This window comes from Methylobacterium sp. TK26, assembly GCF_055361565.1.
Genome location: NZ_CM143965.1, coordinates 3685922 through 3700229, shown reverse-complemented (window position 1 = coordinate 3700229; position 14308 = coordinate 3685922). Strand labels below are relative to the sequence as shown.

Genomic DNA, 14308 nt, shown 5'->3' with positions numbered 1-14308 from the left:
GCTCTGTGACCGTTCGATGACGAAACCGGTCCGACGCGGCGTTCAGCCCCTCCGAAGCCGCATCGGCGGGCGGCGGGAGCCATCGATGAACTCCAATCCCCCGGCGGCGCTGTACATGTGCAGGCGCGAGCCCGGCCAATCGGGGCCGGCGGCGAGCCGCGTCTCGACGCGCTGGGCATAGCCGTCCTCGTCGAGTCGCAGGATCCGCGCGAGGCCCAGGGCCATGCCGTAGCCGCCCCGGCAATCCTGCACCGGGCGGATCAGCGCCCCGTCGCGCAGGACGATGGGCCCGGCGGGCCGCGCCGAGGCCACGTCGATGAGGACGGGGTTGCGGGGATGGGCGGTCCAGGGCCCCCGGAAGTCGGCCGCGTGCCAGAGATGCAGCGAATCGGAGAACGAGCCGCCCCCCTCGCGCACGGTGGCGAACAGCCACCAGCGCCCGCCATGCCGCACGAGCGTCGCGTCGCTCGCGACCACGCCCTCGACCAGCACCGCCTCGTGCACCCAGCCGCCGGGAAACTGCGTCGCCCGGTACAGGTCGATCGTCGCCGAGCGGCTCGATTCGGGGATCATCCAGACCTCGCCCCCCGCCTCGAACACGAAGGGGTAGGAGAGGTGCGTGTCGCGCTCCAGAACCGGCTCCGGCCGCCCGACCGGCCCGCGCGGGCCGAAGCGCACCGCCGAGATCACCCCCTTGGCGCGGCTGTAGTCGAACTCCTCCATGAAGAGCGTCACCGACCCGTTGCGGGCGATGGCGATGGGGTCGGCATAGAAGCGACGCCCGTCGTCGGGCAGGTCGGTCCAGCCGCCGGGCGGGTGGCGGCGCAGGTCGATCAGGTCCGCCCCCTGTGTCCGGCGCCAGCCGACCCGCCAGCGCTCCCCGTGGAAGCACAGGCCGTAGAGCCGCCGGGCGATCCGCCGGCCGAGATTCTCTGCCGCCCGGCGCCGGACGGTCCACCCGTCGATGTCGAAGGCGCCCGCCGGGACGAGGGGCGCCAGCGCCCCCTCCGGCAGGTCGCCGGAGGCCCCCCCCGAAAGGGCCGCCTCGATGAGGGTGATGGTGCGGGCGAGGTAATCCTCGAAGGCGACGAGCATCACCGTCTGGGATTCGGCGCCGAGCCGCCCGGCGGCCACCGCCGCGCCCTGCCCGTCGCGCAGGGCCGCCACGGGGATGCGCCCCGTGAACAGCGAGGCGAGCAGCCCCGCCTCGCCCGGTACGCCATCGACGTCGAGGCGCCAGACCGCCCCGTCCTCGCCCGCCGGGCCGTCGCCGCTGAGGTCGATGACGAGGTCGGGCGCGCCCGCCTCCGCCGCCGCATAGGCCGCGAGCGCCCCGGCGGCGGCGGGGGTGGAGAGCCCCGGCCGGGGCAGGCCGTGGATCGTCGCCTCCAGGCGGAACAGCAATTCGGCATTGGCGGGCAGGGCGGGAGTCGTGCCCTCGACGGCCTCGACGCTGAGCCGGCAATCCTCCCGCCGGGCGAGACGTTCGAGCAAGCGCAGGTGCCAGCCGCGCAGGGCGGCCCGGTCGAGCCGCACGCGCACGGCGCGGGCCGGCCGTGCCGGGATCGCGGGACGCGGCCCCGCGACCAGGACATGCGGCATGGCGGCCGTCACCGACACGCGATGCGGCTGGACGCGCGGTCCGCCCATTTCTTTTGCACGTACCGGCGAGAAACCGGACGCCTACTCCCAATCATCGCAACCGGTCCCGGCCGCCTAGACTTGCGCACGCCAAGACCTTTTGCGGCCGCATCGGTCCTGTCCGATGACACTATTGTGTATTCTTTGGCCGCGGTCCACCCGACTCGGACGGCGCCGGGGGTGCAGACTGCCGGGATAATGGGGATACTGGTCCGGCCCGAAGACATTTCGGAAAGTTCGTCCAAGCACGGCGCGACAGAACAGGCCGCGGCAAACCAGTAACAGGATGCGTCTCCGGCCTCGTTCCTGCCCGGTTCGCGAGTCATGACCGTTGACAGGATAGCCCTGCCCTCGCCACATCCATCCTATGAACGCCGAACCTACAACTCCCGCGTCCGGCCAGGCCGCCACCCAGGCGGCCAAGCCCCCGCTCGACATCCTCCTCTGCGCCCCGCGCGGTTTCTGCGCCGGCGTGGTGCGCGCCATCGACGTGGTCGAGCGTGCGCTCGCCATCCATGGCCCGCCCGTCTACGTCCGCCACGAGATCGTCCACAACAAGTATGTGGTCGAGAGCCTGAAGCGGAAGGGCGCCGTGTTCGTGCGCGAGCTCGACGAGGTGCCGGACGGAGACGCCCCGGTGATCTTCTCCGCCCACGGCGTCGCCAAGACGGTGCCGGCCAACGCCGATTCGCGCGGGCTCACCACCATCGACGCCACCTGCCCGCTGGTGACGAAGGTCCACCGCGAGGCGGAGATCCACCACAAGCGCGGGCGCCACGTGCTGCTCGTCGGCCATTCCGGACACCCGGAGGTGGTGGGCACGATGGGCCAGTTGCCCAAGGGCTCGATCACGCTCGTCGAGGACGTCGATCAGATCGAGGCCCTGACGCCGGTCGATCCCGACAACCTCGCCTGGGTGACGCAGACCACCCTCTCGGTGGACGACACCCGCCACGTGGTCGAGGCCCTGAAGCGGAAGTTCCCGACCATCACCGGGCCGCACAAGGACGACATCTGCTACGCCACGACCAACCGCCAGGAAGCGGTGAAGCACGTGGCGCCGCTGGTGGACGCGCTGATCGTCGTCGGCTCCTCGAACTCCTCGAACTCGCAGCGCCTGCGCGAGGTTGCCGAGCGCGTCGGCTGCCCGATCACCCGGCTCCTGAACCGGGCCGAGGAGATCGACTGGCCGGCCTTCGAGGGCATCACCAAGCTCGGCCTCACGGCCGGCGCCTCGGCCCCCGAGGTGCTGGTGGAAGAGATCATCGACGCCTTCGCCGCCCGCTACGACGTGACGGTGGATACGGTCTCGACGGTGGTCGAGGACATGGTGTTCCCCCTGCCGCGCGAATTGCGCAGCGAGGCTGCCGAGTAGGCGGTCTCCGGGCCGCCTCCGGCGGCCCTTTCCCATCCTCGCCCTCATCCTGAGTGCCCGCGCTCCGCGGACCTCGAAGGAGCGCTCCAGGATCCGCCGCGATCCCTGGAGCCCTCCTTCGAGGCCGCTTGCGCGGCGCCTCAGGATGAGGTGTGTGTCGGGAGACCCCGACTCCCTGACCGATCCCGAACCCGAGCGCACGACGTGGCCGTCTACACCGAGGTATCCGACGCGGCGCTCAGCGCGTTCCTGGGGGCCTACGACATCGGCACCCTGCTTTCCTGCAAGGGCATCGCCGAGGGGGTCGAGAACTCGAACTACTTTCTGCACACGACTGGCGGGTCGTTCATCCTCACCCTCTACGAGAAGCGGGTGCGGGAAGAGGATTTGCCGTTCTTCGTCGGGCTGATGGAGCATCTGGCGAGCCGGGGCCTCGCCTGCCCGCAGCCGGTGCGGGACCGGAGCGGCACCGCCCTCGGGCGCCTGTGCGGACGGCCCGCCGCCCTGGTCAGCTTCCTCGAAGGCGTCTCCCTGTCCTCGCCGGGGCCGGAGCATTGCCGCGAAGTCGGCGTGGCGCTCGCCCGCCTGCACGCGGCCGGCCGCGATTTCCCGATGGTGCGGGAGAACAGCCTCTCCGTCGCCTCCTGGCGCCCGCTCTTCGCGCAGGCCGGCGATCAGGCCGATTCCGTCTCCCCCGGCCTCGCCGCGCGCACCCGCGACGACCTCGCCGTGCTGGAAGCCGCCTGGCCGAAGGACCTGCCGCGCGGGGTGATCCATGCCGACCTGTTCACCGACAACGTGTTCTTCATCGGCGACGACCTGTCGGGACTGATCGACTTCTACTTCGCCTGCACCGACGCCTTCGCCTACGACCTCGCGGTCTGCCTGAACGCGTGGTGCTTCGATGCCCAAGGCCACTTCCACCGGGATATGGCGACCGCGATGATTGCCGGCTACGAATCCGAGCGTCCCCTTGAGCCGGAAGAGGTCGAGGCGCTGCCGATCCTGTGCCGGGGCGCGGCCTTGCGCTTCATGCTGACCCGGCTGGTGGACTGGCTGAACGTGCCGCCGGGCGCACTCGTGAAGCCGAAGGACCCGCGCGAATACGACCGCCGGCTCACCTTCCACCGGCAGGCCACGAGCGCGGCCGATTACGGGCGCGCGGCATGAGCGAGGACGGCAAGGTCAAGATCTACACGGACGGCGCCTGCTCCGGGAATCCGGGGCCGGGGGGCTGGGGCGCGATCCTGATCTTCGGCGAGACCCGCAAGGAGATCTCCGGCGGGGAGGCGCACACCACCAACAACCGGATGGAACTGCTCGCGGCCATCGAGGCCCTTGAGGCGTTGAAGCGGCCCTGCCGGGTCGACCTGTTCACCGACTCCCAGTACCTGCGCCAGGGCGTGACCGCCTGGATCCACAATTGGAAGGCGCGCGGCTGGCGCACCGCCGACAAGAAGCCGGTAAAGAACGAGGACCTCTGGCGCCGGGTCGATGCCGCCCGCGAGCGCCACGAGGTGGAGTGGCACTGGGTGAAGGGCCACGCCAGCGACCCCCTGAACAACCGGGTCGACGCCCTGGCCGTGGCGGCCATGGCGCCGTTCAAGCGGCGGTAATCAATCCGTCGTCCCGTCGATGCCAAGCCAGTGGCGACCGTCGCGGGCCAGCAGGTCGTCGGCCTCCTTCGGGCCGGCGCTGCCGGCGGCGTAGGGGGCCGGGTTCGCCTGCGGCCAGCCCTTGAGCAGCGGGTCCACCGCCGCCCAGCCCGCCTCGATGTTGTCGGCCCGCTGGAACAGCGTCGCGTCGCCGATCATGCAATCGTAGAGCAGGGTCTCGTAGCCCACGTTCGGCGTGTTCGCGAAGAAGTCGTCGTACTTGAACGCCGTGCGCACCCGACCGATCCTCATCTCCGGGCCCGGCACCTTCACGTTGTATTCCGTGCTGATCCCATGATCCGGGTCGATGGTGATGCGCATCACCGTCGGGCGCAGATCGTCGGTCGGGGTGTCCTCGAACATCTTGAACGGCGCGGGCTTGAACAGCACCGCGATCTCCGTCCGCCGCCCGGTCATCCGCTTGCCGGTGCGGATGTAGAACGGCACCCCCGCCCACCGCCAGTTCTCGATGTGGAGCTTCAGGGCGATGTAGGTCTCGGTGGCCGAATCCTTGGCGACATGCGGCTCGTCCCGGTAGCCCGGCACCTGACGGCCCTCGCTGGTCCCCGCCGTGTACTGGCCCCGCACCGCGTCCTCCGGCGGGATCGGCTGCACGGCCTCGGCGAGCTTGGCCTTCTCCGTGCGCACCGCTTCCGCGTCGAACGAGTTCGGCGGCTCCATGCCGACCATGCAGAGCAACTGGAACATGTGGTTGGGCACCATGTCCCGCAGCGCGCCGGTCGGCTCGTAGAAGCCGCCGCGCTCCTCCACGCCCACCGTCTCGGCCGCCGTGATCTGCACGCTGTCGATGTATTCCCGCCGCCAGACCGGCTCCAAAAGCCCGTTGGCGAAACGGAACGCCATGATCGACTGCACCGTGTCCTTCCCCAGGAAGTGGTCGATCCGGTAGAACTGGCTCTCGTCACCCTGCTTGAGGATGCGGGCGTTGAGCTCCTGCGCCGAGGCGAGATCGGAGCCGAACGGCTTCTCGATCACCACCCGGCGGAAGCTGTCGCCCTCCTGCTTCAGCAGGCCCGCCTGCCCGAGGCCGTCGACGATGGTGCCGAAGAACCGCGCCGCCACGGCGCAATAGAACACGGCGCTGCCCTTCACCTTCGCCTTCACGGCCTGGAAGGTCTCGGGCTTCTCGAAATCGCCCTTCAGGTAATGCAGCCGGTCGCGGATGAAGCCCCAGCTCTTCGCGTCGATGCTGGCGGCGTGGAACTCGGAGGACGGGTCCTTGCTGAACTCCTCCATCGTCTTCGTCAGGCCGTCGCGGAGGGACTGGTCGTCGCCGTCGCCATGGTCCACGCCGATGATCGAGAAGCCCTCCGGCAGCAGCCCCGCCCCCGCGAGGTTGTAGAGGGAGGGCATCAGCAGGCGCTTGGTTAGGTCGCCGCCCGCCCCGAAGATCACGAGGGTGCAGGGCGGCGCGGGCTTCGTCCCGCAGGCGGCCTTGTCCTTCAGGGGCGTGGTCTCGGGCATCGGCGATCCCTTTCGGTTGCGGCACCGCAACAAAATCGGCGGGACAACCCTTCGTGCCGAAGGGCGTTCCTCACTCGTCGGGGCGCACCGCCTGCCCGCCGTAATCGATGGGCAGGCTCGGCCCCTTCAACTCTGAATCGCTCGGCAGGGCGCGGGCGTCCCAGCCGCCACCGAGGCCGCGGATCAGCGTCACGGCCGCCGTGTAGCGGTTCAGCAGCACCTGCAGGGCGGTGATCTCGTTGTTCACGAGGAGCCCCTGCGCCGTCACCACCGTGGTGAAGTTCTGCGTGCCGGCCCGGTACTCGTTGAGGGTGATCTCCACCGCCTTGCGGGAGGAGTCCACCGCCGCGTCCTGGGCGCGCTGCTGCTGGCGCAGGATGCGCTGGGCCGCCATCTGGGTCTCGACCTCGGCGAAGGCGGCGAGCACCACCTGCCGGTAATTGGCCACCGCCGCGTCGTAGCCGGCCTGGGCCGCGCGCACGGCCGCGATGCGGGCGCCGCCCTCGAACAGGGTCTCGCTGCCCGCCGCCGTCACCGCCCAGACCTGGTTGACCGGCGACAGGATGCCGTTGCTCGTCAGCCCCGAGATGCCCCCCGAGGCGGAAATGGTCACGGTGGGGAAGAAGGCCGCCACCGCCACGCCGATCCGCTCGCTCTGCGCCTGCACGAGGCGCTCGGCTTGGGCGACGTCGGGGCGGCGCTCCAGCAGGTCGGCGGGGATGCCGGCGGGCACCTCCGGGGGAGTGCGCGGCAGGCTCGCGACGGCGACCGCCACCTCGGAGGGCGGGCGCCCGATTAGCGTGGCGATGGCGTTCACGAACTGCACGCGGGTGAGGCGCACCGCGATGGACTGCGCCTCGATCGTCTGCACCTGCGTCTGCGCGGTGATGACGTCCGAGCGCGCGGCGACGCCCGCCGCGTACTGGTTCTCGGTGATCTTCAGGGTCTTGCGGAAGTTCTCGACGTTCTCGTCGAGCACCTTCTGCAGGGCGTCGGCATAGCGCACCGAGAAGTAGTCCACGGCGACCTCGGCCTGGATCGACAGGCGGGTGAGCGCGATGGTGGCGGCGTCCGCCTGGGCCAGCGCCGTCTCGCTCTCGATGTTGCGGCGGGTGCCGCCGAACAGGTCGAGCTCCCAGCTCGCCTGCCCCTGGAGCGAGACGCTGGTCCGCTCCAATCCCGACGTGCGCGAGCGGGTGAGGGAGGGCGCGCCGATCACCGTGGGGTAGAGCGCCGCCTGCGCCGAGGCGACCAGCGCGCGGGCCTGCCGGTAATTGGCCACCGACTGCCGGAGGGACTGGTTGTCCACGTCCACGAGGCGGATCAGCCGGTCGAGGGTGGAATCGCGGAACACCCGCCACCAGTCGCCGCGCTCGACGGCGTCGGCGGGGCGCGCCTCGCGCCAGCCCTTCCTGCGGGCGGCGACGTAGCCGGGGCTGTCCTCGTGCACGCCGCCCTGCTTGTAGGCGAGCGGCGTCTCCACCGAGGGCCGGGAATAGTCGGGCCCGACCACGCAGCCGGCGAGCGCCGTCGCGAGGAGAAGGGCACCCGACAGGGGGCGCAGCGGACCGGCCGACACCACGGGCATCCTCATTCGCCCGCCGGAACGGGGAGCGCCCCGCCGGCCCGGCCGCGGCGGTTCTGCCAGCGCTGCCGGAGGCGGTCGAGGGAGAGGTAGACGACGGGCGTGGTGTAGAGGGTCAGGATCTGGCTCACGATCAAGCCGCCGACGATGGCGATGCCCAGGGGCCGGCGCAACTCCGCGCCCTCCCCCATCGAGGCGATCAGGGGCACGGCGCCGAGCAGGGCGGCCAGCGTCGTCATCATGATCGGCCGGAAGCGCAGGAGACAGGCCTCGCGGATCGCGTCCACCGGATTCGCGGCGCGGGTGCGCTGCGCGTCGAGGGCGACGTCGACCATCATGATCGCGTTCTTCTTCACGATGCCGATCAACAGGAACACGGCGATGAGGGCGATGATGGTGAACTCCGTGCCCGTCACCAGCAGGGCCAGCACCGCGCCGACGCCGGCCGAGGGAAGGGTCGAGAGGATGGTGAGCGGGTGCACGAAGCTCTCGTAGAGGATCCCGAGCACCGCGTAGACGGCGAGGATCGCGGCGAGGATCAGGAGGGGCTGGCGCGACGCGGACGACACGTAGTTCTTGGCCGCGCCGGCATACTCGCCGTGGATGCTCGCGGGCAAGCGAAGGTCTGCCATGGCCCGGTCGATCGCCTCGGTCGCGTCCGACAGGCTCTTGCCCGGGGCGAGGTTGAACGAGATCGTCGTGGCGACGAACAGGCCCTGGTGGCTGATCTGCACGGAGGCGTTGCCCGTCTCGAACCGGGCGAAGGCCGAGAGCGGCACCATCGTCTCCTTCGCCGCCGAGACCGGCGCGCTCGACGAGGCGCCGCCCTTGCTGGCGGCCAGCGCGTTGGACGAGGCGTTGCGGGCCGAATCGGAGGCGATGGCCGCCGCGTTGGTGCTGGCATCGGTGCTGGCGGTGGAGGTCGCGGCCGTGGCGGCGGCGAGGGCGCCGGCCGTGCCGCTGCCGACCGCCCCCGTCCCCGAGGCCGCGCCCGAGGTGGGGCTGCTCGTGCCGGTGGCGGCGTTGGTGTTCACCGTGCCCCCCGCCGCGACGGTGCCCGCGACGGCGTTGGTGGTGGCCGAGCCCTTGGCGTTGCCGCCGGAGGTCGAGACGAAGATCCGCTTGATGGTCTCCGGCGTCTCCAGGTAGCGCGGCGCGATCTCCATCACGACGTGGTACTGGTTCAGCGGGTTGTAGATGGTCGAGACCTGCCGCTGGCCGAAGGCGTCGTAGAGGGTCTGGTCGATCTTGTCGGGGGTGATGCCGTAGCGGAAGGCGGTGGCCCGGTCGATCACCACCCGGCTTTCCAGGCCGCCCTCCTGCTGGTCGGAGGTGACGTCGGCGAAGGTCGGATCCTTCTGGAGCGCGGCCAGGAGCTTCGGCGCGGCGGAGTAGAGCTCCTCCGGCGTGTCGCCCTGCAGCGTGTACTGGTACTGCGCGAAGCTCTGGCGCCCGCCCATCTGCAGGTCCTGCCGGGGGAAGACGTAGAGCCGCGCCCCCGCCACCTGCGCGAGCTTCGGGCGCAGGCGCGCGGTCACGGCGCCCATCGACTCACGCTCGGAGAGGGGCTTCAGCCCCACGAACACGTTGGCCGAGTTGGTGCCGCGCCCGCCCGTGAAGCCGACGACGCTCTCCACCGCCGGGTCCGCCCCGACGATCCGCGTCGCCTCGGTGAGCTTCTTCTCCATGGACTGGAAGGAGATGCGCTGGTCGGCCTGGATGCCGCCCATCATCTGCCCCGTGTCCTGCTCGGGGAAGAAGCCCTTCGGCACGATGATGTAGAGGTAGACGTTGAGCCCCACCGTCGCGAGCAGCGTCAGCAGCACGAGGCGGGGATGGCGCAGGGCGATCTCCAGGGTGCGGGCATAGCCCGCGAGCATCGCGTCGAACCCGCCTTCGAGAGCCCGGACGAGGAGGTTGCGGCGCTTCTTGCCCTGCGGCCCCTGCCCCTCGCGCTTGAGCAACCGCGAGCACATCATCGGCGTGGTGGTGAGCGACAGGACGAGGGAGATCAGGATCGCCAGGGACAGGGTGACGGCGAATTCCTGGAAGATGCGCCCGACGAGACCGCCCATCAGCAGGATCGGCAGGAACACGGCGATGAGCGACAGGCTCATGGAGATGACGGTGAAGCCGACCTCCTGCGCGCCGATCAGTGCCGCCTGGAACCGGGGCTTCCCCTCCTCGATGTGCCGCTGGATGTTCTCCAGGACGACGATGGCGTCGTCCACGACGAAGCCCGTGCCGATGATGAGCGCCATCAGCGATAGGATGTTGAGGGAATAATTCAGCAGGTACATCGCCGAGAAGGTGCCGACGATGGAGATCGGCACCGCCACGGCGGGGATGAGCGTCGCCCGGCCGGAGCGCAGGAAGACGTAGACCACGAGGATCACGAGGCCGACCGCGACGAGGAGCGTCTCCTCCGTCGCCTCCAGGGAGGCGCGGATGGTGAGGCTGCGGTCGCCGGTGAGCTTGATGTCGATGCCGCCGGGCAGGGCCGCCGTGATCTGCGGCAGGGCCTTCTTCACGCCGTCGATCGTGTCGATGACGTTGGCGCCGGGCTGCTTGTAGACGAAGAGCAGCACGCCGGGCTTGCCGTTGACGATGCCGAGGTTGCGCTTGTCCTCGACCCCGTCGAGCACCTGGCCGACATCGGTGAGCTTCACCGCCGCGCCGTTGCGGTAGGCGACGACGATGTCCCTGTAGTCGGCGGCCTTGCGGCCCTGGTCGTTGGCGTAGAGCTGGTAGCGCCGGTTGCCGACGTCGATGTCGCCCTTGGGCGAGTTGGCGTTGGCCGAGGCCAGCGCCGCGCGGATGCCCTCCAGGCCGATGCCGTAGTGGAACAGGGCGGTGGGATCGAGCTCCACCCGCACCGCCGGCAGGGACGAGCCGCCGACATCGACATTGCCGACGCCGGGCAGTTGCGAGAGCTTCTGTTGCACGACCGTGGCGGCGGAATCGTAGACTTGGCCCCGGGTGAGCGTGTCCGAGGTCATGCCGAGGATGATGATCGGCGTCTCGGCGGGGTTGAACTTGCGGTAGGTCGGGTTCTGCCGGAGCGAGGTTGGCAGGTCGGCGCGGGCCGCGTTGATGGCGGCCTGCACGTCGCGGGCGGCGCCGTCGATGTCCCGGTTCAGGCCGAACAGCAGCACGATGCGCACCGTGCCGAGCGAACTCGTGGACGTCATCTCGTTGACGTCGGCGATGACCCCGAGCCGCCGTTCCAGCGGCGCGGCGACGGTGGTCGCCATGGTCTCGGGGCTGGCGCCGGCCATCTGCGCCTGGACGAGGATGACGGGGAAGTCGATCTGCGGCAGCGGCGCCACGGGCAGCTTCAGGAACGCGAACACGCCCGCCAGCAGCACGCCGATGGTGAGCAGCGTCGTGGCGATCGGCCGCCGGATGAACGGGGCGGAGATGTTCACGGGGCCGGCCTCACGGCACCGCCTCCCCGCCCTCCAGGCCGGGCCCGCGGCCGGCGATGCGGCGTTCCAGGCGGTCGAAGGCGAGGTAGATCACCGGGGTCGTGAACAGCGTCAGCATCTGGCTGACGATGAGGCCGCCCGCGATGCAGATGCCGAGCGGCTGGCGCAGTTCCGAGCCGACACCCGTGCCGAGGATCAGCGGCACCGCCGCGAACAGCGCCGCCAGCGTCGTCATCAGGATCGGACGGAAGCGCAGCAGGCAGGCCTGGAAGATCGCGTCGCGGGGCGCCATGCCGTCCTCGCGCTCGGCCTGCAGCGCGAAGTCGATCATCATGATCGCGTTCTTCTTCACGATGCCGATCAACAGCACGATGCCGATGATCGCGATGATGTCGAGGGACAGCCCGAACAGCATCAGCCCGAGGAGCGCCCCGATCCCGGCCGACGGCAGGGTCGAGAGGATCGTGATCGGGTGGATGAAGCTCTCGTAGAGCACGCCGAGCACGATGTAGACGGTCACGATGGCCGCCAGCACGAGGAACAACTCGTTCCCGAGCGCCGCCTGGAAGGCGAAGACCGAGCCCTGCGGCACCACCCTGAAGGAGGGCGGCAGGTCGATCTTGGCTTTCGCCGCGTCGATCGCCTCCACCGCCTGCCCCAGGGCCGCGCCCGGCGCGAGGTTGAACGAGACGGTGGTGGCCGGGAACTGGCCGAGATGCGAAATCAGCAGCGGCGCCCGCTTCTCGGTGACACGCGCCACGGAGGAGAGCGGCACCTGCCCGTTCGTCGCCGTCGAGGACGGCAGGTAGATGCCGTTCAGGCTCTCCAGCGTCTTGTGCAGGTCCGGGTCGGCTTCGAGGATCACCCGGTACTGGTTCGACTGGGTGAAGATCGTCGAGATGATGCGCTGGCCGAAGGCGTCGTAGAGGGCGTTGTCGATGGTCGCGGGGGTGATGCCGTAGCGGCCCGCCGTCGGCCGGTCGATGGTGACGTAGGCCGCGAGCCCCTTGCCCTGGTGGTCGCTGGTCACGTCCGCGACGACGGGCGAGGCGGCCAGCGCCTCGGTGAAGCGGGGCACCCAGGTCTCGAAATCCTCGAGGTTCGGGCTCTCCAGGATCACCTGATACTGCGTCGCCGACACGGCGGTGTCGATGGTCAGGTCCTGGACCGGCTGCATGTAGAGCCGGATGCCGGGCTCGGAATTCGTCGCCGCGCCGATCCGCCGGATGATCTCGCTCGCGGTGGCGGTGCGCTCCTCGCGGGGCTTGAGATTGATGAGCATCCGCCCGGAATTCAGCGTGACGTTCTGGCCGTCGACGCCGATGAACGAGGACAGGTTGGCGACGTCCGGGTCCTTCAGGATGATCGCGGCGAGCCGCTGCTGGCGCTCGGCCATGGCCGCGTAGGAGACCGATTGGTCGGCTTGGGTGATGCCCTGGATCACCCCCGTGTCCTGCACGGGGAAGAAGCCCTTCGGGATCACCACGAACAGGTAGGCGGTGAGCGCCACCGTCCCGAGGGTGACGAGGAGCGTCAGGCCCTGGTGGTCGAGCACCACCCGCAGCGCCCGGCCGTAGGCGGCGATGGTGCCCTCCGTCGCCCGCCGGCCCATCCGCGCCAGGGGCCCCTCCCGCCGGACGGCCACCCCCGCGGGGACGTGTTTCAGCAGCCGGGCGCAGAGCATCGGCACCAGGGTGAGCGAGACCACCGCCGAGATGACGATGGTGGCCGCGAGCGTGATCGCGAATTCGTGGAACAGGCGACCCACCACGTCGCCCATGAAGAGCAGCGGGATCAGCACCGCGATGAGCGAGACGGTGAGCGAGATGATGGTGAAGCCGATCTCGCGCGAGCCCTTCAGGGACGCCTCCAGGGGCGAATCGCCGTCCTCGACGTGGCGGGCGATGTTCTCGATCACCACGATGGCGTCGTCCACCACGAAGCCCGTGGCGATGGTGAGCGCCATCAGCGACAGGTTGTCGAGGGAGAAGCCGTAGAGGTCCATCACCGAGAGGGCGCCGATCAGCGAGAGCGGCACCGACAGGCTCGGGATCAGCGTCGCCGAGAGGCTGCGCAGGAACAGGAAGATCACCAGCACCACGAGGGCGATGGCCAGCCCGAGTTCGAACTGCACGTCGTCCACCGAGGCGCGGATCGTGCTGGTGCGGTCGGTGAGCGGGGCGACGCTCACCGCCTGCGGCAGGCTCGCCTGCAACTGGGGCAGTAGCTGCTTGATCTTGTCGACGGTGGCGATGACGTTGGCGCCGGGCTGGCGCTGGATGTTGAGGATGACGGCCGGCGTCTCGTCGGCCCAGGCGCCGAGCTTGGTGTTCTCGGGGGCGTCCACCACGTCCGCGACGTCCGACAGGCGCACCGGCGCGCCGTTGCGATAGGCGATGATCGCCGAATCGTAGGCCTTCGGGTCGCGGATCTGGTCGTTGGCGTTGATGGCGTAGGATTGCCGGGGGCCGTCGATCGTGCCCTTCGGCGTGTTGACGTTCAGGTTGGTGATCGTCGTGCGCAGGTCGTCGATGTTCAGCCCGTAGGCGGCGAGTTGCCGGGCGTTGAACCGCACCCGTACCGCCGGGCGCTGGCCGCCGGAGATGCTCACGAGGCCGACGCCGGCCACCTGACTGATCTTCTGCGCGAGGCGGGTCTCGGAGAGGTCGCGCACCTGCGTCAGCGGCAGGGTCTTCGAGGTGAGCGCGAGCGTCAGGATCGGCGCGTCGGCGGGGTTGACCTTCGCGTAGACCGGCGGCGCCGGCAGGTCCGAGGGCAGGAGGTTGCCCGCCGCGTTGATCGCCGCCTGGACCTGCTGCTCGGCGATGTCGAGGGCGAGATCGAGGTTGAACTGGAGCGTGATGACCGACGCCCCCGACGAGGATTGCGAGGTCATCTGGTTGAGGTTGGCGAGCTGCCCGAACTGCCGCTCCAGGGGCGCGGTGACGGAGGAGGTCATCACCTCCGGGCTGGCGCCGGGATAGAAGGTCTGGACCTGGATCGTCGGGTAATCGACCGACGGCAGGGCCGAGACCGGCAGATTCAGGTACGACACCCCGCCGACGATCAGGATCGCCAGCATCAGCAGCGTGGTGGCGACCGGGCGAAGGATGAAGAGGCGGGAGGGGTTCATGGGCGC

General features: G+C 70.0%; 8 protein-coding genes. 3 read left to right on the top strand and 5 right to left on the bottom strand.

Translation table 11 applies throughout. The features are described from left to right. Positions 1-42: 42 nt before the first annotated feature. A complete protein-coding gene (locus tag ACXJ1Y_RS17985; protein ID WP_463850157.1) occupies positions 43-1602 on the bottom strand; it encodes a glucosamine inositolphosphorylceramide transferase family protein in 1560 nt (519 codons plus the stop codon). A 406-nt stretch (positions 1603-2008) separates the two neighbouring features. Between ACXJ1Y_RS17985 and ispH the strand changes: the two genes are divergently transcribed. From ispH to rnhA, 3 genes are all read left to right on the top strand, one after another. Further along, a complete protein-coding gene (ispH, locus tag ACXJ1Y_RS17980) occupies positions 2009-3016 on the top strand; it encodes a 4-hydroxy-3-methylbut-2-enyl diphosphate reductase (RefSeq protein WP_243959410.1) in 1008 nt (335 codons plus the stop codon). 204 nt (positions 3017-3220) lie between these two features. Next, positions 3221-4186 (top strand): homoserine kinase, encoded by a 966-nt coding sequence (gene thrB / locus ACXJ1Y_RS17975; RefSeq protein ID WP_463847507.1) that lies wholly within the window; start codon positions 3221-3223, stop codon positions 4184-4186. Next, positions 4183-4632, top strand: coding sequence for a ribonuclease HI (gene rnhA, locus ACXJ1Y_RS17970; RefSeq protein ID WP_243959415.1), 450 nt, complete (start codon positions 4183-4185; stop codon positions 4630-4632). Before thrB ends, rnhA begins: the two co-directional genes overlap by 4 nt. Here the strand turns inward: rnhA and zwf are convergent, their stop codons facing one another. The 4 genes from zwf to ACXJ1Y_RS17950 form a co-directional block, all read right to left on the bottom strand. Continuing rightward, complete coding sequence (gene zwf, locus ACXJ1Y_RS17965) at positions 4633-6156, bottom strand: glucose-6-phosphate dehydrogenase (protein WP_463847506.1); 1524 nt, start codon at positions 6154-6156, stop codon at positions 4633-4635. Positions 6157-6226: 70 nt separating this feature from the next. Then, positions 6227-7744: an efflux transporter outer membrane subunit gene (locus tag ACXJ1Y_RS17960; protein ID WP_463847505.1), complete on the bottom strand. Its 1518-nt coding sequence runs from the start codon at positions 7742-7744 to the stop codon at positions 6227-6229. Between the two features lie 2 nt (positions 7745-7746). Further along, a complete protein-coding gene (locus ACXJ1Y_RS17955) occupies positions 7747-11169 on the bottom strand; it encodes an efflux RND transporter permease subunit (protein ID WP_463847504.1) in 3423 nt (1140 codons plus the stop codon). Between the two features lie 10 nt (positions 11170-11179). Beyond that, a complete protein-coding gene (locus ACXJ1Y_RS17950; RefSeq protein ID WP_463847503.1) occupies positions 11180-14302 on the bottom strand; it encodes an MdtB/MuxB family multidrug efflux RND transporter permease subunit in 3123 nt (1040 codons plus the stop codon). Between the last annotated feature and the right edge of the window lie 6 nt (positions 14303-14308).